General features: G+C 54.6%; 20 protein-coding genes. 10 read left to right on the forward strand and 10 right to left on the reverse strand.

Features of this window, described 5'->3' with window-relative positions; genetic code table 11:
* Nucleotides 1–22: 22 nt before the first annotated feature.
* Complete coding sequence (bioH, locus tag B880_RS0123955) at nucleotides 23–793, forward strand: pimeloyl-ACP methyl ester esterase BioH (protein ID WP_017350000.1); 771 nt, start codon at nucleotides 23–25, stop codon at nucleotides 791–793.
* 11 nt (nucleotides 794–804) lie between these two features.
* On the opposite strand, the gene B880_RS27255 is transcribed toward bioH, so the two are convergent.
* Complete coding sequence (locus B880_RS27255) at nucleotides 805–930, reverse strand: hypothetical protein (RefSeq protein ID WP_272947546.1); 126 nt, start codon at nucleotides 928–930, stop codon at nucleotides 805–807.
* 33 nt (nucleotides 931–963) lie between these two features.
* On the opposite strand from B880_RS27255, the gene B880_RS0123960 reads away from it, so the two are divergent.
* Nucleotides 964–1,239, forward strand: coding sequence for a YdgH/BhsA/McbA-like domain containing protein (locus tag B880_RS0123960; RefSeq protein ID WP_017350001.1), 276 nt, complete (start codon nucleotides 964–966; stop codon nucleotides 1,237–1,239).
* A 3-nt stretch (nucleotides 1,240–1,242) separates the two neighbouring features.
* On the opposite strand, the gene B880_RS0123965 is transcribed toward B880_RS0123960, so the two are convergent.
* The 3 genes from B880_RS0123965 to greB all read right to left on the reverse strand — a co-directional run bounded on the left by B880_RS0123965 (nucleotide 1,243) and on the right by greB (nucleotide 5,958).
* Nucleotides 1,243–2,922: an alpha-amylase family glycosyl hydrolase gene (locus tag B880_RS0123965; RefSeq protein ID WP_017350002.1), complete on the reverse strand. Its 1,680-nt coding sequence runs from the start codon at nucleotides 2,920–2,922 to the stop codon at nucleotides 1,243–1,245.
* 122 nt (nucleotides 2,923–3,044) lie between these two features.
* On the reverse strand, nucleotides 3,045–5,381 hold the full coding sequence (locus B880_RS0123970) for a Tex family protein (RefSeq protein ID WP_443146822.1): 2,337 nt from the start codon (nucleotides 5,379–5,381) through the stop codon (nucleotides 3,045–3,047).
* Between the two features lie 103 nt (nucleotides 5,382–5,484).
* A complete protein-coding gene (gene greB / locus B880_RS0123975; RefSeq protein WP_017350004.1) occupies nucleotides 5,485–5,958 on the reverse strand; it encodes a transcription elongation factor GreB in 474 nt (157 codons plus the stop codon).
* A gap of 311 nt (nucleotides 5,959–6,269) precedes the next feature.
* Here greB and ompR point away from each other — a divergent pair, with 311 nt between their 5' ends.
* Together ompR and envZ are read left to right on the forward strand one after the other, a co-directional pair.
* Entirely contained in the window at nucleotides 6,270–6,989 is a 720-nt protein-coding gene (gene ompR / locus B880_RS0123980; protein ID WP_001157751.1) for an osmolarity response regulator transcription factor OmpR, read from the forward strand.
* Nucleotides 6,990–7,032: 43 nt separating this feature from the next.
* The gene (envZ, locus tag B880_RS0123985; protein WP_017350005.1) at nucleotides 7,033–8,385 is read left to right on the forward strand and encodes a two-component system sensor histidine kinase EnvZ; all 1,353 of its coding nucleotides are present in this window, start codon (nucleotides 7,033–7,035) and stop codon (nucleotides 8,383–8,385) included.
* 41 nt (nucleotides 8,386–8,426) lie between these two features.
* Here envZ and pckA read toward each other — a convergent pair whose 3' ends face one another.
* The 5 genes from pckA to B880_RS0124010 all read right to left on the reverse strand — a co-directional run bounded on the left by pckA (nucleotide 8,427) and on the right by B880_RS0124010 (nucleotide 14,497).
* Entirely contained in the window at nucleotides 8,427–10,046 is a 1,620-nt protein-coding gene (gene pckA / locus B880_RS0123990) for a phosphoenolpyruvate carboxykinase (ATP) (protein ID WP_017350006.1), read from the reverse strand.
* A 291-nt stretch (nucleotides 10,047–10,337) separates the two neighbouring features.
* Nucleotides 10,338–11,210: an Hsp33 family molecular chaperone HslO gene (gene hslO, locus B880_RS0123995; RefSeq protein WP_017350007.1), complete on the reverse strand. Its 873-nt coding sequence runs from the start codon at nucleotides 11,208–11,210 to the stop codon at nucleotides 10,338–10,340.
* Between the two features lie 25 nt (nucleotides 11,211–11,235).
* Nucleotides 11,236–11,637 (reverse strand): ribosome-associated heat shock protein Hsp15, encoded by a 402-nt coding sequence (hslR, locus tag B880_RS0124000; RefSeq protein ID WP_017350008.1) that lies wholly within the window; start codon nucleotides 11,635–11,637, stop codon nucleotides 11,236–11,238.
* A 14-nt stretch (nucleotides 11,638–11,651) separates the two neighbouring features.
* Nucleotides 11,652–12,314, reverse strand: a complete 663-nt coding sequence (gene yrfG / locus B880_RS0124005) for a GMP/IMP nucleotidase (RefSeq protein ID WP_017350009.1) — start codon at nucleotides 12,312–12,314, stop codon at nucleotides 11,652–11,654.
* A 53-nt stretch (nucleotides 12,315–12,367) separates the two neighbouring features.
* Nucleotides 12,368–14,497: an IgaA/UmoB family intracellular growth attenuator gene (locus B880_RS0124010; RefSeq protein ID WP_026042882.1), complete on the reverse strand. Its 2,130-nt coding sequence runs from the start codon at nucleotides 14,495–14,497 to the stop codon at nucleotides 12,368–12,370.
* 401 nt (nucleotides 14,498–14,898) lie between these two features.
* Between B880_RS0124010 and nudE the strand changes: the two genes are divergently transcribed.
* Nucleotides 14,899–15,465 (forward strand): ADP compounds hydrolase NudE, encoded by a 567-nt coding sequence (nudE, locus tag B880_RS0124015; protein WP_017350011.1) that lies wholly within the window; start codon nucleotides 14,899–14,901, stop codon nucleotides 15,463–15,465.
* Nucleotides 15,466–15,512: 47 nt separating this feature from the next.
* Here nudE and mrcA read toward each other — a convergent pair whose 3' ends face one another.
* Nucleotides 15,513–18,065 (reverse strand): peptidoglycan glycosyltransferase/peptidoglycan DD-transpeptidase MrcA, encoded by a 2,553-nt coding sequence (gene mrcA, locus B880_RS0124020; protein ID WP_026042883.1) that lies wholly within the window; start codon nucleotides 18,063–18,065, stop codon nucleotides 15,513–15,515.
* Nucleotides 18,066–18,182: 117 nt separating this feature from the next.
* On the opposite strand from mrcA, the gene B880_RS0124025 reads away from it, so the two are divergent.
* The 5 genes from B880_RS0124025 to hofQ are packed head-to-tail and all read left to right on the forward strand — an operon-like array spanning nucleotide 18,183 to nucleotide 21,616.
* Entirely contained in the window at nucleotides 18,183–19,004 is an 822-nt protein-coding gene (locus B880_RS0124025; protein WP_017350013.1) for a hypothetical protein, read from the forward strand.
* The gene (locus B880_RS0124030; RefSeq protein WP_017350014.1) at nucleotides 18,995–19,540 is read left to right on the forward strand and encodes a PilN domain-containing protein; all 546 of its coding nucleotides are present in this window, start codon (nucleotides 18,995–18,997) and stop codon (nucleotides 19,538–19,540) included. The genes B880_RS0124025 and B880_RS0124030 overlap by 10 nt, the downstream gene beginning before the upstream one ends.
* A complete protein-coding gene (locus B880_RS0124035) occupies nucleotides 19,533–20,027 on the forward strand; it encodes a HofO family protein (RefSeq protein WP_017350015.1) in 495 nt (164 codons plus the stop codon). The genes B880_RS0124030 and B880_RS0124035 overlap by 8 nt, the downstream gene beginning before the upstream one ends.
* Nucleotides 20,017–20,355, forward strand: a complete 339-nt coding sequence (locus tag B880_RS25545) for a HofP DNA utilization family protein (protein ID WP_017350016.1) — start codon at nucleotides 20,017–20,019, stop codon at nucleotides 20,353–20,355. The genes B880_RS0124035 and B880_RS25545 overlap by 11 nt, the downstream gene beginning before the upstream one ends.
* A complete protein-coding gene (gene hofQ, locus B880_RS0124045; protein ID WP_017350017.1) occupies nucleotides 20,348–21,616 on the forward strand; it encodes a DNA uptake porin HofQ in 1,269 nt (422 codons plus the stop codon). The genes B880_RS25545 and hofQ overlap by 8 nt, the downstream gene beginning before the upstream one ends.
* Nucleotides 21,617–21,624 lie beyond the last annotated feature (8 nt).

Below are 21,624 nucleotides of genomic sequence, written 5' to 3' on the forward strand. Positions count from 1 at the left end.
ATCATCACCTGGATAGTAACTGATGACATCTCTTCACTGGCAGTGCTGTGGCACTGGCGATCGCGATCTTGTGCTGTTGCACGGTTGGGGACTGAACGCCGAAGTGTGGCAAAGCATTGTGCCGCGACTCAGCGCGCATTTTCGTCTGCATCTGGTGGACCTGCCCGGATATGGACGTAGCCAGCCGTTTCCTCCGCTTTCGCTGGCGCAGATGGCGCAGCAGATCGCACCGCAGTTGCCTGCACAGGCGATTGTACTGGGTTGGTCACTGGGCGGGCTGGTGGCCAGTCAACTGGCATTGACCCTGCCAGATCGGATTGCGGCGTTGATTAGCGTCGCCTCCTCGCCCTGCTTCGCGGCCGGGGACGGTTGGCCGGGAATCAAGCCTGATACGCTATTACGCTTCCAGCAGGATCTGAGTACCGATTTTCAGCGCACGGTGGAACGTTTCCTTGCCCTGCAAACCTTAGGCACCAGCAGCGCGCGCCAGGACGCTCGTCAGTTGAAAGAGGTGGTGTTGTCGCAGCCTGTGCCTGAAGTGGCGGTGCTGGATGCCGGTCTGGCTATTTTGCGTGACGTTGATTTACGTCCTGCTCTGGCCGACCTCCGTCAACCACATCTGCGCCTGTATGGCGCGTTAGACGGACTGGTGCCGCGTGCCATCGCGCCGTTGCTGGATGAGGCATGGCCACAATCTCGTAGCCAGGTGATTGAAAAAGCGGCCCATGCGCCCTTTATTTCTCACCCCGAGATTTTCTGCGAGCAGATTATAGAGTTCTGTCACGATCTTTAGCGATACCGCAATTAGCGACTGGCAAATTCGCCACCAACGTCAATACTTTCTCGCGTAAGCCAGACGATGAATTGCTCTGGATGCAGTGCCACAGTCGGCCCTTTGGCTGGCGGTGGCTTGCGCTGTCTGGTTTTCACTTCAACAACGCATAATAAATTGAGGATGATGATATGAACGTAGCGAAACTGTTGGTTGCGGGTGTGATGTTGGGAGCCATGTCTTTCTCTGTACTGGCAGCGGAAGAGGTGACTAAAGAGGTAGTAGAGAGCAAAAATCTGGTAAAAATTGGCACGGTAAACACCAGTGATAAAGATGCGCCGATGGACTTACATAAATCTCTGTCGAAAAAAGCCGATGATTTGGGCGGCAAATATTATCTGATTATTGCCGGTCGTGAGCATGGCAAGTTTGCAGCTACTGCCGACGTTTATAAAGACAAAGAGTAATGCCTAGCCACGTAACCACATAAATTGCCAGGCATCCAGCTTCACTGGCTGGGTGCCATCAACATTCTCTCCGCTGACCACATCCAAAAACTGCCGTGCTATCGGTAACGTCGCCTGCATTTCCCGCGCACTAAGGTTGAAAACGCACAGCATATTTTCTGTTCCCTGGCGCTGCATGATGAGTAAAGCGTTCTCACTATCAAACACTTCCATTGGATTATCAGGATGAAATGCCTGTTGACGACGACGGAGCTGGATCAGCTGGCTGAGCTGCTCAAAGCAGTGTTGTCGGAGCCAGTTACTCCCGGCCAGTGCCTCTTCCATCTCCTGCAAGGCAAACTTTTTCCGGTTAATCGCGCGGTTGTGGCCTGCTGCCCGCACACCATCCAGATCGTTACGTGAACCGAGCATACTCTGCACATAGACGGCTGGCACGCCTGGAAACGCCAGCAAAATGCCGTGGGCCAGCAGAAAGCGGCGCAGGCGTGTGGCATCGTCATCTTCCTGGCGGCTCAGTGCATCCAGATAGGAGACGTTGATTTCATACGGACTGGTCGTGCCGTCAGGGTTGTTTTTGTAGGAGACCAGCGCCCCTTCCAGAGCCAGATCGCGAACCAGCGCGAGGATCTCCGGTTCGCTGAGGATCCCTCGAGCCGGATTGAGACCGATACCGTCGTGCGAGGCGAGAAAATTGAAGAAGGTGGTGGTGCCGCCGCCAGGGATCAGCGAACGCGCCCACTGGCGCAGCGCCCGACCAGAGCCACTGTGAATCGCCTGGAGCACCAGCGGCGGTAGTGAGAACTGATACACCATCTGCGCTTCATTACGGCCATCGCCGAAGTAGCTGATATTGTCTTTATGCGGCACATTGGTTTCGGTGATGATCACCGTGCCCGGTGCCACCAAATTGGCAATCGCGCGGAACAGCTGCACCAACTGATGGGTTTTCGCCAGGTGAATGCAGTTGGTGCCCGGGGTTTTCCACATGTAGCCCACGGCATCAAGGCGGACGTAATCCGCCCCTTTTTTCAGGTAGTCGAGCAGGACATCGACCATATGAATCAGCACTTCGCCATCGGCAAAGTTCAGGTCGATCTGATCGGCACTGAAGGTGCTCCAGACGAAGCGGGTTTCACCATCGGCGCATTCAAATGGCGTCAGCAGTGGCGAAGTCCGGGGACGGGTGACGGCACTTAAATCCGTGGCGGGTGGCATAGCAATAAAGAACTGCTGCCAGCCCGGTTCACGATCGAGAAAATGGCGAAACCACAGGCTTTGCGCCGACATATGGTTACAGACAAAATCGAACATCAGGCGGGTGTGCGTATGCAGTTCCGCAATGTCACGCCATTCACCACACAGCGGGTTTACCTGATGGTAATCGATAACTGAAAAGCCATCGTCAGAAGAGTAGGGGTAGAACGGCAACAGATGTACCAGCGGGAAGGTATTAGCCAGATGCTGCTGGTAAAAGCGCGAGAAGCTTTGAAGAGTCGGGGTATCCGGCTCTCGAAACTGATCGGCATAGGTAATCAGCATCACGTCCTGTTCATCCCAGTGCAGTTTGCGCGGCAGTTTCATGGCATCGCGCGCAGCACGGATGTGTGAAAGGAGCCGCTCACGGGTGGCGAGTGGCAAGGTATCGGCATAAATAGTGTCGAGCAGCTGGTTAATGATGTCCATTGTTTCGCTGTGCCACGGCCTGGAGTCAGTTTTTGTGATCTTTGTTTTAGCCTGGCAGCTTAGCGAGATTTCGCAACCGAACCCGCTTTTTTGGCATAAGCAAAAGCGGGTTCGGCAGGGGGTTAGCGCTTCTTGCTGAAGGCAGCGGCTAACGCATCACCCATGGCACTGTTACCCGCCGAACTGCTGGCCGGGCGTGCATTGCGAGGTTTAGCATTGCTGCTATTGTTGCTGCGTGGGGCCTCACGCTGGGTGCTGCGATTGCTGGCGCGCGCATTGGTTTCACCGGGTTGCTCGTCAAGACGCATGGTTAACGCAATACGTTTACGCTGCAGATCCACTTCCAGCACTTTGACCTTCACGATATCGCCCGCTTTCACCACTTTGTGTGGATCATCGATAAACTTATCCGACAGCGAAGAGATATGAACCAGGCCATCCTGATGCACGCCGATATCCACAAAGGCACCAAAGTTGGTCACGTTGGTCACGGCACCTTCCAGGATCATACCCGGCAGCAGGTCGTTCATGGTTTCCACCCCTTCCGCAAACTGCGCGGTTTTAAATTCAGGGCGTGGATCGCGACCCGGTTTTTCCAGCTCTTTAATGATGTCGTTTACCGTCGGCAGACCAAAGCGTTCATCGGTAAAGTCGCGAGCATTCAGATTACGCAGGCTGGAAGGGTTGCCCATCAGTTCATTCAGCGCCTGGTGTGTCGCACTCAGGATGCGTTCCACAATCGGGTAGGCCTCCGGGTGAACCGTGGAGGCATCCAGCGGGTTGTCCCCGTGGTTAATACGCAGGAAGCCCGCGCACTGCTCAAAGGCTTTCGGGCCGAGACGGCTGACTTTTAACAACTGCTGGCGATTCTGGAAGCGACCATTTTCGTCACGCCAGTTCACCACGTTTTGCGCCATCATGCGCGTCAGGCCGGCTACGCGGGTCAGCAGGGCCACGGAGGCGGTGTTCAGATCTACCCCGACGGCGTTTACGCAGTCTTCTACCACGGCATCCAGTTTTTTCGCGAGCTGGCTTTGGCTCACGTCATGCTGATACTGGCCTACACCGATGGATTTCGGATCAATCTTCACCAGCTCTGCCAGTGGGTCTTGCAGGCGGCGTGCGATAGAGACAGCACCGCGCAGCGACACGTCCAGATCCGGGAACTCAAGGGCTGCCAGTTCGGAAGCAGAATAGACCGAAGCGCCAGCTTCACTGACAATGACTTTTTGCCCACTCACCTGTGGGAACTGCTTCTGTACGTCCAGGTAGAAGCGCTCGGTTTCACGCGAGGCTGTACCGTTACCAATTGCTACCAGCTCTACCTGATGCTTAGTGCACAGCGCGGCAACGGCACTGGCGGCTTTCGCCGTCTGGCCGGTGTGGGGATAAATGGTATCGGTAGCGACCAGCTTACCGGTCGCATCCACTACCGCGACTTTGACACCGGTACGCAGTCCCGGATCGAGGCCCATAGTGGCGCGCATGCCCGCTGGGGCGGCCATCAGCAGATCGTGCAGATTGCGCGCGAAGACGTTGATGGCTTCTTCTTCAGCGCGTTCGCGTACGCTGCCCATCAGCTCGGTTTCCAGGTGCAGCATCACTTTGATACGCCAGGTCCAGCTCACGACCGCCTTACGCCAGCTATCCGCTGGGGCATTATTCAGGCGTAAATTGAGGTGTTCGGCAATCAGGGTTTCACCGTGGCTTTCGCGTGGCGCTTCTTCAAATTGCGGATCGGGATTCAGCGAGAGCTGGAGTACGCCTTCGTTACGACCACGCAGCATGGCCAGTGCGCGGTGAGACGGCACACTGTTTAGCGCTTCATGGTGATCGAAGTAGTCACGGAATTTCGCGCCGCTTTCCGCTTGCCCCTCTACCACTTTGGCCACCAGATGGGCATTTTTCCACAGGTAGTCACGCACTTTAGCCAGCAGCGCTGCATCTTCGGCGAAGCGTTCCATCAGGATGTAGCGGGCACCATCCAGCGCGGCGCGCACGTCGGCTACGCCTTTATCACTGTCAACATAGGCAGCCGCAACCTGTTCCGGGTCTTGTGACGGATCTTGCCACAGGCTATCAGCCAACGGCTCAAGACCGGCTTCAATGGCAATTTGACCACGGGTACGGCGCTTAGGTTTGTAGGGGAGATAGAGGTCTTCGAGTTCGGTTTTACTGAGGGTGTTGTTGATAGCGCGGGCAAGGTCATCGCTGAGTTTGCCTTGCTCATCAATGGATTTCAGAATCGACTGGCGTCGGTCCTCCAGTTCACGCAGATAGCTGAGGCGGCTCTCCAACTGGCGTAGCTGGGTATCATCCAGGCCACCGGTTACCTCTTTACGATAACGTGCAATAAACGGCACGGTATTCCCTTCGTCCAGCAGGCGCACAGCAGCATCAACCTGCTCCGTTCGCGCCTGCAGCTCAGTTGCAATAATCTGGCTCAGTGAATCTTTCATCATCGGTAACTGTCTTTCGGGGTTGAGAAACAGGGGACAGTTATACGGACTGGAGGGTGAAATTGCCAGTGAAGCGGCCCGCTTTCAGTGATATTCCGAATGGCTATCGCAGATAGTTAATTTCATTGACGAACCACTGTACCGGACCGGCTGGGGTCTGTACGCTGGCCGCATCGCCAACCTCTTTTTTCAACAGTGCGCGCGCCATCGGGGAGTCGATAGAGATGTAATCTTTCTGCCCGAAAATTTCATCATAGCCAACGATGCGGAAGCGTTTGATTTCGCCTTCGTCATTTTCGACTTCGACCCAGGCACCGAAAAAGACTTTGCCGTCTTGCTGGGGGGAGTAATCGACAATACGCAACTCTTCCAGACTTTTGGTCAGGTAGCGCACCCGGCGATCAATTTCGCGCAGGCGTTTTTTGTTGTACTGGTAGTCAGCATTTTCGCTGCGATCGCCCAGGCTGGCTGCCCAGGTGACTTTTTTGGTCACTTCTGGCCGCTCTTCTCGCCACAGATAGTCAAGTTCAGCTTTCAGCTTGTTAAAGCCTTCACGGGTAATCAGTCGGGTTTTCATGGCTTAGCATCGGGCGGTTACACACTAAAGACAGTGTAAAAGAAGGCGTGGCAAAAATTCAATCCAGCCGAAAGCCCATCGCGGATTGAAAACTTATCCGGCTGTGGAAATTTTGCTCAGGCTGTAAGATGGTGTTATTCAGGGCAAAAAAACCGAAAAAGTGGCTCGAAGGCGCAAAAACTTAAAGATAAGCTGCTGTTTAATATGCTTTGTAACAATTTCGGCTAGAATATAAACCATTAATGACTGTCACAGACAGGACAGTTTTTTAACAATACTGGCTCAGGCAATAGCGCCTTTGGGAGTAGAAAATGCAAGAGAACTACAAAATTCTGGTCGTTGATGACGATATGCGTCTGCGTGCTCTGTTAGAGCGCTATCTCACCGAACAGGGCTTTCAGGTGCGCAGTGTTGCTAACGCTGAGCAGATGGATCGTCTGCTGACCCGCGAATCTTTCCACCTGATGGTGCTGGACCTGATGTTACCAGGCGAAGACGGGCTGTCAATTTGCCGCCGTTTGCGTAGCCAGAGCAACCCGATGCCGATCATTATGGTGACGGCGAAAGGTGAAGAAGTGGACCGTATCGTAGGGCTGGAAATCGGCGCTGACGACTACATTCCAAAACCGTTCAACCCGCGTGAACTGCTGGCGCGTATTCGTGCCGTGCTGCGTCGTCAGGCCAATGAGCTGCCTGGTGCACCTTCACAGGAAGAGGCGGTTATCGCCTTCGGTAAATTCAAACTGAATCTTGGCACTCGTGAGATGTTCCGCGAAGATGAGCCAATGCCGCTGACCAGCGGTGAGTTTGCGGTGCTTAAAGCACTGGTGAGCCATCCACGTGAACCGCTGTCGCGTGACAAACTGATGAACCTGGCACGTGGCCGCGAATACAGCGCCATGGAGCGTTCAATTGACGTGCAGATCTCTCGCCTGCGTCGCATGGTGGAAGAAGATCCGGCACACCCACGCTATATCCAGACTGTTTGGGGCCTGGGTTATGTGTTCGTTCCGGATGGTAGCAAAGCCTGACGGCGGGTTATCCACTTAATACGGGCTATCCCGGAGGAACACGATGAGGCGACTGCGCTTCTCACCTCGCAGTTCATTTGCCCGCACCTTGTTATTGATCGTTACCTTGCTGTTTGTCAGCCTGGTAACGACCTACCTGGTGGTGCTCAACTTCGCCATTTTGCCTAGCCTTCAGCAGTTTAACAAAGTCCTCGCGTACGAAGTGCGTATGCTGATGACCGATCGGTTGCAGCTTGAAGATGGCACACAGTTGGAAGTGCCGCCTGCGTTTCGCCGGGAGATCTACCGCGAGCTGGGTATTTCCCTCTATACCAATGCAGCGGCGGAAGAGGGTGGACTGCGCTGGGCACAGCATTACGAATTCCTGAGTCAGCAAATGGCACAGCAGTTGGGTGGGCCGACGGATGTGCGGGTTGAGGTTAACAAAAACTCGCCGGTCGTCTGGCTGAAAACCTGGCTGTCACCGGATATCTGGGTGCGTGTACCACTCACTGAGATCCATCAGGGCGACTTCTCGCCGCTGTTCCGCTATACGCTCGCGATTATGCTGTTGGCGATTGGCGGTGCCTGGCTGTTTATTCGCATCCAGAACCGACCCCTGGTGGACCTGGAACATGCGGCACTGCAGGTAGGTCAGGGCATTATCCCGCCTCCGCTGCGCGAGTACGGGGCTTCTGAAGTGCGCTCAGTCACGCGCGCATTTAATCAGATGGCGTCTGGCGTCAAGCAACTGGCGGATGACCGTACCCTGCTGATGGCGGGTGTCAGTCATGACTTACGCACCCCGCTGACGCGTATTCGCCTCGCTACTGAGATGATGTCCGAGCAGGATGGTTACCTGGCAGAGTCGATCAATAAAGACATCGAAGAGTGCAACGCCATCATTGAGCAGTTCATCGACTACCTGCGTACCGGGCAGGAGATGCAGACTGAACGCGCTGACCTCAACAGTGTACTGGGCGAGGTGGTGGCTGCGGAGAGTGGTTACGAGCGTGAAATTGAAAATGCGGTGATGGCAGAAGAGCTGATGCTTAACATCAACCCGTTGTCGATTAAGCGTGCCGTGGCGAACCTGGTAGTGAACGCCGCGCGTTACGGTAACGGCTGGATCAAGGTCAGCAGTGGGCGAGAGCTCAATCGCGCCTGGTTCCAGGTCGAAGATGACGGACCAGGAATTAAACCGGATCAGCTTCAACATCTGTTTCAGCCGTTTGTGCGTGGCGATAGTGCGCGCAGCACCAGTGGCACGGGCTTAGGCCTGGCGATTGTGCAGCGTATTATCGATGCGCATCAGGGTGCGCTAGAAATTGGTGAAAGCGATCGTGGAGGATTGAAGATTCGTGCCTGGTTACCGCTGACGGAAGTGGTGGTTAACGGCCCGTCGATCAACCACTGACGGTGAGCAAAAGAGAGGGCGGCCTGGTGCCGCCCCTCTTATTATTTCAACTGCGGGCCAGCAGCGACTAACGCGGCGCCGGCAGGGGTATCGGTATATTTTTCAAAGTTAGTGATAAAGCGTTGTGCCAGATCCTGCGCGGCCGCTTCCCACTTCTCTGCACTTTCCCAGCTGTTGCGTGGGTCCAGCACGTTGCTGTCCAGCGCAGCCAACTGCTGTGGCACCTGTAAGCCAAATACTGGCAAGGTGCTGACTGGCGCATCATCCAGCTCGCCAGCCAGAATGGCGTTGATAATGGCACGGGTATCTTTCAGAGAGATACGTTTGCCACTGCCGTTCCAACCGGTGTTCACCAGGTAAGCCTGTGCACCCGCGGCTTCCATACGCTTGACCAGCACTTCGCCATACTGGGTGGGGTGCAGCATCAGGAAGGCAGCACCAAAGCAGGCAGAGAAGGTCGGTGTTGGCTGTGTGATACCACGTTCGGTACCCGCCAGTTTAGCGGTGAAGCCAGACAGGAAGTGATACTGCGTTTGCTCTGGCGTCAGGCGTGATACCGGTGGCAGAACGCCAAAGGCATCTGCGGTCAGGAAGATCACTTTTTTCGCGTGGCCCGCTTTAGAAGGCCGCGCAATATTCTCGATGTGATCGATTGGGTAGGTCACACGGGTATTTTCGGTTTTGCTGTCATCTGCAAAATCGATGCTGCCATCTTCACGAACAACCACGTTTTCCAGCAGTGCGTTACGACGAATCGCAGCATAAATCTCTGGCTCAGCGGCGGCAGAGAGATTGATGGTTTTTGCGTAGCAGCCGCCTTCAAAGTTGAACACACCGTCGTCATCCCAACCGTGCTCATCATCGCCGATCAACTGGCGTGCTGGATCGGTCGAGAGGGTGGTTTTTCCGGTGCCGGAGAGGCCAAAGAAGACCGCCACATCACCGGCTTCACCGACGTTAGCTGAGCAGTGCATGGAAGCAATGCCTTTCAGCGGCAGCAGGTAGTTCATGACGGCAAACAGGCCTTTCTTCATTTCGCCGCCGTACCAGGTACCGCCAATCAGCTGTACACCTTCGGTAAGGTTGAAAGCGATGAAGTTTTCGGAGTTCAGGCCCTGCGCTTTCCAGTCCGGGTTAATGGTTTTCGCCCCGTTCAACACCACGAAATCAGGTTTGAAGCCAGCCAGTTCTTCCGCCGTTGGCTGAATAAACATGTTTTTCACGAAGTGGGCCTGCCACGCAACTTCAGTGACAAAGCGTACGTTCAGGCGACTGTCTGGGTTCGCACCGCAGAAGGCATCAATCACAAACAGACGTTTACCTGACAGCTGCTCAACCACGCAGTGTTTCAGTGATTGCCAGGTTTCCTGTGACAGGGGCTGGTTGTCATTTTTGCCAGTACCTTGATCGCTCCACCACAACGTGTCACGCGTGGTGTCATCACGCACGATGTACTTATCTTTGGGAGAGCGGCCGGTAAAAATACCGGTATCCACGGCGACTGCGCCGTTTTGCGTCAGGGTGCCACGTTCAAAACCTTCTAACTCAGGGCGCATCTCTTCCTGAAACAGCGTGTCGAAATCAGGGTTGTAAACCACTTCGGTGGTTTTGGTAATGCCCAGGCTGGTAAGGTCAGGCGTGGTTTGGCCATTAACGCTCATGGTACTGCTCCTTCTAATCGGTGTCTTAGCTTCGGGCTTGTATCGATCGCTTTCGTACTGTTCTGCCGACCGGGGACTGGCACCCCGGGCTGGGCACGATGGCGCGCAGTCTACTCTTCTCAGGGTGTTGCGGAAGCGGGAAAATACAGAAATGCGAACTGAAACGTACTCTGGCTCACTCTTCACCACATTTTATTCGAAATCCAGTGAATAAAAGATATTGTTGTATAAAAAATTTGTATGTATAGCGGGGAGAGGGGAAAAGGCGGCATAACCGCCTATAAGAAAAACTTAGTGCAGTTGATCGCTCTGATTGTTAGCGGCGTTGCGAATGGCAGCGATATCGACAGCATCGTAGACGTAATGCGTGCCGCAATAGTCACAGTGCATATCAATATGACCATCTTCTTCAATGATTTCGTCAACTTCAGACTGCGCCAGCGTAGACAACACTTCACCACAACGCTCACGTGAACAGGTGCACTTGTAGATCACCGGCTGGGGATCAAACACACTGGCTTCTTCCTGGTGATACAAGCGCCACAGGACGTCGGTAGCAGGCAGCTCAATCAGCTCTTCGCTTTTAATGGTTTCAGTCAGGGTTGCCAGGTGGGTAAAGTCATCTGGATTGGGTTCCTGAGCGGGCAGTACCTGCAACAGAATACCGGCTGCGCCTTTTTCGCTGGTGCGAATAAACAGACGGGTCGGCAACTGCTCAGAACGCATGAAGTAATCTTCCAGGCAGGCTGCCAGGGTTTCGCCTTCCAGACCGACTACGCCTTGATAGCGCTCGCCTTTAAGCGGTGAAATGGTAATCGCCAGATATCCGCTACCCACCATCTCTTTTAAGCTTGCACCTTCAGCGATCTCCGCGCCTTCACGCAAGCGTGCTACACCGCGCATCTCCTGGTTGTTGTTGCCGTTAATCACGGCCAGGCTCAATGGGCCATCGCCCTGCAGTTGAACGGTGATATCCCCTTCGAACTTCAGCGTCGCCGTTAACAGGCTGGTTGCCGTGAGCAGTTCGCCCATCAGCTTCTCTACCGCTGCCGGATAATCGTGGCCTTTAACGATATCCTGCCAGGTGTTGGAAGCATTAACTAACTCGCCACGGACAGCGACATTTTCAAACAGAAAGCGGTGCAGTTGATCTTGAACAGACATAGTTTTCTCTCACTGAGGCGAAGCGTTATTCATCGCCCGATAATTTAAATTTAAGCAGATCGCGGCGCTCTTTCTTATCTGGGCGGCGATCGGGATGAGGCATAGTTAGCGCATTCATTTTGCGCGCCAGCGCCACCTGTTCCCGTTTTTCAATGCTGGCGGTGGTTTCGCGGTACAACTCTGCGGCTTCCGTGGCCGGGCGACGCTGATCACTGATGGCCAGCACCACGATAGTGCGCTGATCATTGCCTTGACGCAGTATCAGCTCGGCATTCAGTTCGACCAGTTTGCTGGGTTTGCTGCGCTGTCCGTTATAGTGCACTTTGCCGCCTTCAATCATCTCGCGAGCAATCGCTCGAGTTTTGTAGAAGCGGGCAGCCCACAGCCATTTATCCAGGCGAACGCCTTCGCTGTTTTTTTCTTTCATTACAGCTCCTGATTTTACGCCAGCGCGGCACAGAGCTGGCGATAGTCACTTACTGCGCTATGGCGGGTAAATGCCTGCGTTGGGCGGCCAGAATCCGGGTTCTCAACGCCAAGACACCAGCCAATTCCCCAACTTTGCGCCGCATCGAGGATCTTTTCACTGTCATCGATAAACAGTGTGCGCTGGCGATCAAAGCCGGTGTGCTGTTGCACGGCCTGCCACAAGCGAGCGTCCTCTTTCGGATACCCAAACATGTGGGTAGAAAGCAATAAATCAAGGTGTGATGCCAGGCCGGTTTGTGCCAGTTTGACATCCAGGTTGTAAGGATGGGCATTGGTCAGCAGAATCGTCCGTTTACCGGCAGTGCGCAGGGCTTGCAAAAAGGGCAGGGTATCGGCCCGCAGTGCGGTGCGCTCACGCTGTTGCCAGGTCATGGCTCGAATATCCAGAGCCAGCTCTTGTGACCAGTAATCCAGACAATACCAGTTTAGCGTATGTGCCACCGCCTGGTACTTTTCTGCAATCAGTGCTTCGGCTTGCGCCAGGGTAATTGCGCGTTGTTGACTCAGCGTCGCTGGCACCAGTTCCAGCCAGAAATACCGGTCGAACGCCAGGTCCAGTAACGTACCGTCCATGTCCAGCAGTACGGTATCAATCTCATTCCAGTCCAGCTTCATCACGCTATTACCCCCTAAAAACAGGGCGACAGGGTAGCACAGAAGCAAGAAGCTCAGAATATCGGGCGCACGCTTTGCATAGCGGTCATTGACTGGTTAAAGCATTTTTCATAGTACTGATGGATATTCGCCATGCGGACGCGATTCAGGTGGATACGGCGCAGTGCCAGCACCGAATTGCAGATAACCATGACGATCAGCACCAGCAGCAGCAGCGTCGTCGCGGGATAGCGCCACTGGGTGACCGAATCAGCATCGTGATGCAGCGCGATATGCTGTGTTCCGTTGGCATCTGTGGTGATACTGGTAATGACGCCGCTGGCGCTAAATGAGGTGTGCAGCAGCAGCCCGGCGATGCGTTGTAGCTCTTGCCACTGGGCAGGCGCATCCATATCAAACAGTGAAACACCTGATTGAGGCTGATTCACCCACTGCCGCCCCTGGTCGCTGACGATCAGGAAACCACCCGGTGGCGGGCTGTTCAGGTTTTCCGCCGCACGGCGTGTTTCCCGGTAGAAGAAGGTAGAAGTGGCGGTATTCACCAGGTTTTCCAACGCTTCCGCACTGACCGGGCGTAACAACACATTCATGCCATTGAGCTGGCCGGAGTCTGCGCGTTTCACCAGGCTCTGCCAGTCTTTAGCATTACCGAGGTTGACCAGCGCATTCTTGAGACGAATACAGTCTTGTTGCTGGCTACAGAGATCCTGCGTTTTCAGCACTAAGTCAGAAAAGTCGTCCAGTAAAATCATGCCTGATTTCTGAATGGCTGAAGCCAACTGCGGGTTAATTTTCGGATCGCTGTTGGTTTCCGGGTGGAGCTGTTGCGTGGTGGTGGTCAGCAGCGCGGAGGCTTTGTCTATGATGTCTGACTGCGGCAGCGGCAGCGGATTAGCACTGTTCCAGTAAATCGCGGAGCAGTCAAAAGGCATGTAAACGCTGCTGCGGTTATTCTGTAGGTTATCGGGTACGGAGCACATGCCCTGACCACTGACCTTGAGGTAATCCCCGACGTGCAGTGTACTTTTGCTCAGTTGTTGTACGCTGGTGGCTTCAACGGTATCTGTTCCTTTCACCCAGGCGAAGCTCAGTTTTAACGGCATACTGAGCGGAATCCAGCTAATTAGCAGCGCTAAGACCAGCAGGGAGCCAATGGCAAGCACCACATTTTTACGCCAGCGCTGCACCGGGAAGTGTTGTACCTCATCCTGAAGGGAGAGGAATCGGCCCTGACGTACAACCTGACGGTTCAGGTAGATTTCGACATCCGTCACTTTGCCTAAGTCGTTAGCCACGTAAGGCTGCCAGTGCGGCGGGTAGTGTAAGTCGATAATCCCCAGGGTGATGTTGCTCTGTTCCTGATTGGACTCGCCAAACAGTCCCCAGCGTTTCGGCGCACCGCGCAGACAGTGTACATCTCGCAAGCCGTTGGGACCCGGGAAACGGTAGAGGAACCACAAACTCACACCCGTCATGGCAGTGGCAAGGATACACAGCCACGGCAGCATATTGGCGGGTGAGATAATGGCGAGGAAATAGAGCAGCAGTGCCGCGCAGATGACCAGCGATTCACGAATTCCTGCTGAACGTGAAAGTGCGAACTCTTCAGGTGTTTCTTTACGCACCTGAACCAGCTCGACGTTTTCACTCTCTTCTTTGCGAATCGAGGCGTTGTGGGTCTGTGGGCGCAGCGTTGAGATAAACGCAGGTTGCTGCAAATTGTAATCCGCCAGCACATGGCCATTTAGCGAGATGACTAAAGGTATGGGATGGGTGTTGATCAGCTCAACCACGTTTTCGTCCGTGATGTATTGCTCCCAGCGTGGCGGTAAATGGACTTCAGTTGCGTCGAGGAAATAGCGCCACTTACGCTGATCCTGAGTCGACAGACCGTAGCGGGTAATCGCCTGGGTCACGGCATAGACGTTATCGCTGTTGGGCGTGAGTGTCAGCACCTGCTTGTCTACACGCCCCTCTTCCGGGGTAGTTTTGAACTGCCCCAGTGACGCCAGATATCGTTCGACCGCGAAACGTTCTTCGGCAGTCAGTTTGCGTTGTGGTGGACTAAGGAGTGACAGCGACTTCGCCAGGGGCATACGTTGCCGCCTGGCGTACCAAAGACTGATTACTGCCAGAAAGGAACAGATCAGTACAATGACCACTGAGGCTGTTAAGGTGCTCATGCTTTTCTTAGTCCAGCCAGATAGAAGGCATCATAATTAAAATTTTAGTTTCCGGGTTGTGCGATCACCAGGGTAATTTTGGCGATTATAGGGCACGGTGACAAGAGAACAGAATAAGAAAATAGATGATTAACTCATTAATATAGTTAATGTTATGTCTTTCTCAAGCGCAATATTACCGATTGAGGCATCAACTAAATATCGGCATTTTCTTAATTTAACATTTCTCATTGACAGCGTTCTTGCGCTATATCGATATGCAAATTTTGCCTTTTGTTGCGCAAGGTTTGTAATGCTATCTGTGGTGAGCGAAACTCACTGTCGCACATTCGTTCCCGGTTAGGTATGCTGATATCTTCATCTGATATCGTCGAAAAAGCCGTGAAAAATCTGAGGCTAATATGAAGAATCCCCTAATTAAACCTGAAATTCTCCATGTTGAAACTGTGGCTCGATCTCGCCTGTTCACCATAGAGTCGGTCGATCTGGCGTTCAGCAATGGGGAACAACGGGTCTACGAGCGTATGAAGCCTACCGATCGTGAAGCCGTGATGATCGTCCCACTGATTGACGATCATCTGGTGCTGATTGAGGAGTATGCCGTTGGGCTGGAAACCTACGAACTGGGGTTCCCCAAAGGGTTAATCGATCCGGGTGAAAGCGTGTTTGCTGCCGCTGACCGGGAATTGAAGGAAGAGGCGGGATTTGGTGCTGGACGGTTAGAAAACCTCGGCAAGCTCACCATGGCACCTTCATATTTCTCCAGCAAGATGAACATTGTGGTCGCTGAAGGGCTCTATCCTGAAAAACTGGAAGGGGATGAGCCAGAACCTTTGGTGGTACGCCGCTGGCCGTTGAACAACCTGCTGGCGTTGCTGCAAGAACCCGATTTCCGCGAGGCTCGCAACGTGAGTGCGTTATTTATGGTGCGAGAATGGCTGGTGAAGCAGGGGCGTTTGCAGTACTGAATTGGGAAAAAAAGCCGACAGTGTTGTCGGCTTTTTTGTAGTGGCGATTAGAACAGTTCGTGGCTCTGGCCGTTGTCCATTAATGTCGTGCCGACATCATGCACGGTGTACTCTTTTGGCTGTGTTCCATCAATAAAGTACTCCTGGCGAGTATTTCCCCCCCCGTTGGCAAGCTTGCCGGTGCTGCGATCAATCGTCACTGTCACCACACCTGCTGGCGGTGTCAGTGGTTGCACAGGAACCCCTTGCAGGGCTGATTTCATGTAATCATCCCATGCCGGTTGCGCACTCTTCGCACCACCTTCATAGCCAGAAATCTGGTCTGGGATAGCGCCAGACATTGTGCTGCGGCCAAGATCGCGTCGTGCATCATCAAACCCAATCCATACCGAAGTGACCACGCCCGGACCATAACCCGAGAACCATGCATCTTTCGAGCTGTTGGTGGTACCGGTTTTGCCACCGATATCGTTGCGCTTCAGGTCGCGACCTGCTCGCCAGCCCGTACCCATCCAACCGGGTTCACCAAAGACGTTGGAGTTGAGCGCACTCTTAATCAGGAACGAGAGTGGGGTGTTGATCACGTGCGGCGCATATTCCTGCGTGGTGTTTACCTGAGGCTGGGCAGGCACCTGCTCCAGCTCTGGCTGTGGCACGCTTGGGTTCGGCTGCTGCTGGGAAGTGGCAACGTTTTCTACGCTGTCTTCACTGAGCGCGATGGCTTTTTTGGTGTCACCGTAAATCACCGGCAGATTGCACTGTACGCAGGCGATCTTTGGCTGTGCCGTAAACACGGTCTGGCCCTGTTCATTTTCGATCTTACTAATGAAGTAAGGGTCTATCAGGAAGCCCCCGTTAGCCATCACCGCATAACCACGAACCACCTGCAGTGGGGTAAAGGATGCCGCCCCTAACGCCAGGGATTCGGTGTGAATAATATTCTGTGCCGGGAAGCCAAAACGTTGTAGGTACTGGGCGGCGTAATCAACGCCCATTGCACGCATGGCGCGCACCATGACGACGTTTTTCGACTCACCTAAGCCCTGACGCAGACGTATCGGCCCTGCATAGGTTGGCGGTGAGTTTTTCGGACGCCAGTCAGCGCCTGCACCTGCATCCCAGCGTGAAATCGGCACATCATTCAGAATCGATGCCAGGGTTAAACCACGGTCCATAGCGGCGGTGTACAGGAACGGTTTGATGTTCGAACCCACCTGACGCAGCGCCTGAGTGGCACGGTTGAACATGCTCTGATTGAAGTCAAAACCGCCCACCAATGCACGCACCGAGCCGTTTTCAGGGTCGAGTGAGACCAGCGCTGAGTTAACGTCAGGAACCTGACCTAACCACCAGTCGTTATCCACTTTACGCACCCAAATCTGCTCACCGGCCTGCAATACCTGAGCGACGGTGCGAGGTGTGGCACCTTGCAGCGTATCTGTCTTGAATGGGCGCGCCCAACGGACACCTGGCAAGTTGAGAGAAACCGCAGAACCATCTTTCAACAACGCCGTCGCTTCATCAGTGCTGACGCTGGTCACCACCGCTGGCAGCAATGGACCATAGGTCGGCACGTCTTTTAGACGGGTTTTGATCTGCTGCTGGCCCCACGGCGTCTGGCCTGCTTTCCAGAGTACGTTAGTCGGGCCACGGTAGCCGTGGCGCATATCGTACGCAATCACGTTATTTTGCACGGCATCTTGCGCGGCTTCCTGTAAGCGACGCGTGATGGTGGTGTAAACCTTATAGCCGTCGTTATAGGCGGCATCACCGTAGCGCTTCACCATCTCCTGACGCACCATTTCGCTGATGTACGGTGCAGAGAAGGCAATTTCTGGCCCGTGATAATGCGCGACGAGTGGCGTATTACGTGCCTCATCGTACTGCTGCTGCGTGATGTAGCCCTGATCTAACATACGCCCCAGCACCACATTGCGGCGCGCCAGAGCACGGCTGTGGGAATAGAGCGGGTTAAACGTGGAAGGTGCTTTAGGCAAACCGGCAATCATGGCCATTTCGCTCAGACTCAGCTGATCGATGTTTTTGCCAAAATAGACCTGAGCCGCGGCACCGACACCATAGGCACGGTAACCGAGATAAATTTTGTTCAGATAGAGCTCGAGGATCTCATCTTTACTCATCATCTGTTCGATGCGGATCGCCAGAAACGCCTCTTTAATCTTACGCATCAGCGTGCGTTCCGGGCTCAGGAAGAAGTTACGCGCGAGCTGCTGAGTAATGGTACTCGCTCCCTGACTGGCATGACCTGATACCAGAGCAATGCTCGCGGCACGGAAAATCCCCACCGGATCAACACCGTGGTGTTCATAAAAACGGCTGTCTTCTGTGGCGATAAAGGCCTTGACCAACTCTGGCGGCATTTGCTGCAGCTTCAGAGGAATACGGCGCATTTCACCGAACTGGGCAATCAAGTCCCCGTCGGCACTGTAGACCTGCATCGGGGTTTGCAAACGCACGTCTTTGAGTGTGTTTACGTCGGGCAGCTGTGGCTCAATGTACTTGTATAAGCCATAAACGGTGCCGGCTCCCAGCAACATGCAACACACTGCAAGAATCAATAAATACTTTACGAACTTCACCTGAGATTTCCCATCTGTTGACGTGTGGGCAGTTTATAAACAATCGCGCGGTAGTATAAAGGCAAGCCAGACGCTTTGATACGTCCTTTTTCCGCAGGCTAACAGGGAGATCGTGCGATGGCTTTTACCACCTGGCAAATCGGGCTTGATATTCAGAACAAACACTTATGCGCATTGGCGCTACAACCCAGGCGTAACGGCTGGCAGTTACGCCACTGGTGGCACTGGCCGTTGAGCGAGGCATGCCAGCACCAGGATTCGCCGTGTTTTACACCGTCTCTTTTGCTCCAGCTAGCGCAGTGGCGCAGGCAGTTGCCCCAGCGTTATTCACTGCGTATCGGCATACCTCCCCATCTTGCGCTGCAACGTTCACTTAATTTACCGGAGATGCAGCTGCGTGAACCTGCGCTTGGCCACTATGTCCAGGCGGCTTCAAAACGGCTATTTCCATTGGATACCGCGGAGTTGACGCTGGATTACCGTCCCCAGGGCGATGGTTCGGTACTGGCAGTGACCGCCGCTCATCGGCAGCGCGTCAATCAGTGGCTACAGCCATTAAGCGAGGTGGGATTAGCGCCCACGGTGATTGATCTCACGACCTCTGCGCTGGCCTGTGTGGCGCAACAGGCATCTCTGCCCACGAACAGTGCCCTGGTACATCAACAGCAAGATGGCTGGCTGTGGTATCGCTGTGCGACCGGAGAATATGGCTACAGCAATGAAGGTGAGAGCCTGCAACAGCTACAGCAGCGGGCTTTTAGTGAGGCAACCTCTATTTTATTGAGTAACGGCACATCCGCCCCTGATGCACCCTCAACGCACGCTTTCTCTCCTTTCAGTGTGTTCCGTTTTCTGCAACCCCCGCTGCCTGAGCAACCCGGACGCTTTACCGTGGCGGCGGGCCTTGCGTTACGCAGTGAGGAGACAACATGGTGTTAATCAATTTACTGCCCTGGCGTCAGCGCCTGGCGCAGAAGCAGAGGCGGCGTTCGCTTTGCCAGTTAGGGGCGATCGTCGCCTGTGGCCTTTTCGGTGTGGGTTTTTGGGGTGCGCATGTGCAGCGCGAAATTGCCGACTACAGCCTGAACTTGCAGCAGGTCGAGCTGGAAATAGCAAAAAACCGGGAAACTCTCAGACAGCGTCAGCAACTTCAGCAGCAAGGGGAGGCGCTCCAGAAGGGGTTGGCACGCCAGCAATCGCGCGGGAATCAGTTCCAGCACTGGCATCGGTTCTGGCAGGCATTACCGGAGCGTATACCGGATAAAGCATGGATTCATCGGGCTGAACTGCGCGATCAACGTCTGCTGCTGGAGGGTTTTGTGCACGAGGTGGCAGCCGTGCGGCAGCTACAGAATAACCTCGCGGCCGATCCCCTGGTGATACGTACTCAGCAAGCGGGCATTGAGCGCCAGCCCAGCGGGGTATGGCGTTTCCGCTTCTCTCTTCATACTGCTTCAGAGCCAGCAAATGGATGAACTAACACTACGCTGGGCATTGCTGGCCTGGCCATTGCGAAGCCTTGCGATTGCAGTGCTAACCAGCACGCTGCTGGCCGGTGTTGCCTGGTTTTTCTTACTGCCCTCCCAACAGCAATTAGACCAGTTGCGGCTGAGTCAAAGCGAGCAACAGCAGCAGTGGGAGCAATTGCAGAGCGCCCTGCAACGCTTACCCCATGAAGCGGAGCTACAGCACAACATTCAACAGGTTCAACGGCAGCTTGAACAGTATGCGTCACCTCTGCCTCTTTCCGCGTTGTTAGCCCGGCGTGGGGCGCATTTGGTGCAGTGGTCGCCAGAAACCCAGCCAGCCAGTTTCAAATTACAACTGAACTGGCTGCAGTTTCAGCCGCTGTTTGCTGAGCTGGCGCAGAGCACCGCCGGGCTACCAACGCGCTGGCGCATTGAATCGCAGCCAGAAGGTCTCTTAATAGAGGCCTGGCTGGAGGATGAAGATGCGCATTAAACCTATGGTGTGCCTGTTTTGCCTCCTTTGTGCGCCGTTGCAAGCGCGCGATCCATTTCATCCATTGGGTACCGATCGTTGTGCGCAGCCGCAGGCCTCGCAGGAGGAGTGGCGGCTGATGGGCGTGCTAGGCAGGCAAGGTGACTATCGTGCGTGGCTGGTACATAAACCGCAGCGCACCGTGATTGCCATTAATCAGCAGCAGCCACAACCCCTGCCCGGTTGGCAGCTTCTCACCCTTAACCCCCAGGAATTAACGCTACGGCTGGAAGGCGATTGCACCGATCTGCGCTGGCGTTTTCAACTGCATGGAGCCTCCCGTGACTAAATACTTCATTTTAATCGTAACGCTGGCGTGGCTGAACTGCGCTCGCAGCGCGGAGCCGCAGCCGCTGTCATTGGTATTCGAGGAGGCACCGGTTGAGCGTATTCTTCAGGCGCTGGCAGATTATCAACAGGTGAACCTGCTGGTTGCCCCCGGCGTTGAAGGAACGCTGACGCTGCGCCTTGAGAATGTGCCCTGGCATCAGGCGTTAAAGCTGGTCACGCGCATGGCTCAGCTAACGGCGGTACAGGAGGACAATGTCCTGCTGGTCTTTCCGCAACACTGGCAGCAGGAAGAAGCAGAGCTAAATAAGCAGCGTGAGGCAGAGAAGCAGCAGCAACTGCCGCTGAACCAGAAAACGGTTCGTCTGCACTATGCGGAAGCAGAGGCGGTGTATCGCAGCTTACAACAGGAAAGAGGCAATCTCATGAGCTCACGCGGCAGCGTTACGGTGGACAGCCGAACCAATGCGCTGCTGCTGCGGGATACCGATAAGGCGCTAGCAAACACAGAGCGCTGGCTGAACGCGTTGGATATTCCGCTGGAGCAGGTCGAGCTGGCGGCGCACATTGTCACCATCAGCGAGGACCATCTGCGGGAGTTGGGGGTGAACTGGCGATTAGGTGAATCGGGTAGCCTGCCGGATGCGCTACGTTCACCGCGCGCTGGCATTCCGTTATCTCTCGGAGCGGCCGCGTCCAGCCTGGGGATGACGCTGGCCAGAATTCAGGGGCAGCTGCTGGATCTGGAACTCAGCGCTTTGGAGCAGGAGAATCAGATCGATATTATCGCCAGTCCGCGTCTGTTTACCGCGCACCAACAAACCGCCTCTATCAAGCAGGGGACTGAAATTCCCTATGAGGTAGCCACAGGCAGCAGTGGCTCAACGACGATTGAATTTAAAGAAGCGGTGCTCGGGATGGAAGTCACGCCGACCGTGTTGGGGAATGGGCGTATTCAGCTGCGATTACGGCTCAGCCAGAATGTCCCTGGGCGCAGCGTACAAACCGGGGAGAAAAGCGTGCTGGCCATTGATAAGCAGGAGATTGAAACCCAGGTGATTCTGCGAGACGGGCAGACGTTAGCACTGGGCGGAATTTTCCAGCAACAGCGCAGTCGTGGTCAGCAGGGGGTGCCAGGTTTGGCAAAATTGCCATTATTAGGGGGGGTGTTTCGCCAGCAGCATGAAGAACAAAAGAAACGTGAGCTGGTGATCTTCATTACCCCTCGACTGGTCAGGGAAGCAGCATTTTCAGCAGGATAAAAGCGGAA

This window comes from Pantoea sp. A4 (assembly GCF_000295955.2).
Taxonomy (GTDB): Bacteria; Pseudomonadota; Gammaproteobacteria; order Enterobacterales; family Enterobacteriaceae; genus Pantoea; species Pantoea multigeneris.

What these genes read in the sequence shown, in the direction of transcription:
- bioH (WP_017350000.1), top strand. Translation starts at nt 23, where the DNA reads ATGACATCTCTTCACTGGCAGTGCTGTGGCACTGGCGATCGCGATCTT.
- B880_RS0123960 (WP_017350001.1), top strand. Translation starts at nt 964, where the DNA reads ATGAACGTAGCGAAACTGTTGGTTGCGGGTGTGATGTTGGGAGCCATG.
- B880_RS0123965 (WP_017350002.1), bottom strand. Translation starts at nt 2,922, where the DNA reads ATGGACATCATTAACCAGCTGCTCGACACTATTTATGCCGATACCTTG.
- B880_RS0123970 (WP_443146822.1), bottom strand. Translation starts at nt 5,381, where the DNA reads ATGAAAGATTCACTGAGCCAGATTATTGCAACTGAGCTGCAGGCGCGA.
- greB (WP_017350004.1), bottom strand. Translation starts at nt 5,958, where the DNA reads ATGAAAACCCGACTGATTACCCGTGAAGGCTTTAACAAGCTGAAAGCT.
- ompR (WP_001157751.1), top strand. Translation starts at nt 6,270, where the DNA reads ATGCAAGAGAACTACAAAATTCTGGTCGTTGATGACGATATGCGTCTG.
- envZ (WP_017350005.1), top strand. Translation starts at nt 7,033, where the DNA reads ATGAGGCGACTGCGCTTCTCACCTCGCAGTTCATTTGCCCGCACCTTG.
- pckA (WP_017350006.1), bottom strand. Translation starts at nt 10,046, where the DNA reads ATGAGCGTTAATGGCCAAACCACGCCTGACCTTACCAGCCTGGGCATT.
- hslO (WP_017350007.1), bottom strand. Translation starts at nt 11,210, where the DNA reads ATGTCTGTTCAAGATCAACTGCACCGCTTTCTGTTTGAAAATGTCGCT.
- hslR (WP_017350008.1), bottom strand. Translation starts at nt 11,637, where the DNA reads ATGAAAGAAAAAAACAGCGAAGGCGTTCGCCTGGATAAATGGCTGTGG.
- yrfG (WP_017350009.1), bottom strand. Translation starts at nt 12,314, where the DNA reads ATGAAGCTGGACTGGAATGAGATTGATACCGTACTGCTGGACATGGAC.
- B880_RS0124010 (WP_026042882.1), bottom strand. Translation starts at nt 14,497, where the DNA reads ATGAGCACCTTAACAGCCTCAGTGGTCATTGTACTGATCTGTTCCTTT.
- nudE (WP_017350011.1), top strand. Translation starts at nt 14,899, where the DNA reads ATGAAGAATCCCCTAATTAAACCTGAAATTCTCCATGTTGAAACTGTG.
- B880_RS0124025 (WP_017350013.1), top strand. Translation starts at nt 18,183, where the DNA reads ATGGCTTTTACCACCTGGCAAATCGGGCTTGATATTCAGAACAAACAC.
- B880_RS0124030 (WP_017350014.1), top strand. Translation starts at nt 18,995, where the DNA reads ATGGTGTTAATCAATTTACTGCCCTGGCGTCAGCGCCTGGCGCAGAAG.
- B880_RS0124035 (WP_017350015.1), top strand. Translation starts at nt 19,533, where the DNA reads ATGGATGAACTAACACTACGCTGGGCATTGCTGGCCTGGCCATTGCGA.
- B880_RS25545 (WP_017350016.1), top strand. Translation starts at nt 20,017, where the DNA reads ATGCGCATTAAACCTATGGTGTGCCTGTTTTGCCTCCTTTGTGCGCCG.